Raw genomic sequence first — 462 nt, 5'->3', positions numbered from 1 at the left:
GACGCACAACGGTCGCGTCCCGCCCCGATACGACGTAGACCGGACCCATGCCCGAAGGCAGCGAGCAGCCCCGCCACCCCGCGCGGAAACGGGAACCGGAATCGGGGCCGGCCGGTGTGCGCCGACTGCGGATCGGGGCCGGAGCCCTGCTCGTGGCCGCCGGCACGGCCTACTTCCTGCTGCCGCTGGAAGGGCTCGGCGCCGATCGCCCCTGGCTCGGCTGGCCGCTGTTCGTGATCTGCCTGGCACTCGTCGCCGCGCTGCTGCTGCGCCAGGTGCGCGACGTCGTCCTGGAGAGGCCGCAGGCCCGCTCGGGCATCATGATCTCGATGCTGATGTGCCTGGCCGTGCTGGTGTTCTCCTCCGGCTACTACGCACTCGCCCGGCAGCCGGGCCAGTTCACCGGTCTGCACACCCGGGTCGACGCGCTGTACTTCACCGTCGTCACCCTCGCGACCGTCG

General features: G+C 71.9%; 1 protein-coding gene. It reads left to right on the top strand.

Annotated features, from left to right (window positions below; translation table 11 throughout):
• Positions 1-47: 47 nt before the first annotated feature.
• The coding region (locus tag K4G64_RS39625; RefSeq protein ID WP_221760666.1) for an ion channel at positions 48-462 on the top strand (415 nt) is incomplete at its 3' end.

The organism is Streptomyces sp. WAC04114, assembly GCF_019733245.1.
Classification (GTDB): Bacteria; Actinomycetota; Actinomycetes; order Streptomycetales; family Streptomycetaceae; genus Streptomyces; species Streptomyces massasporeus_A.
Note: the sequence above shows the minus strand (reverse complement) of the source record. Positions and strands in the feature narration are given on the sequence as shown.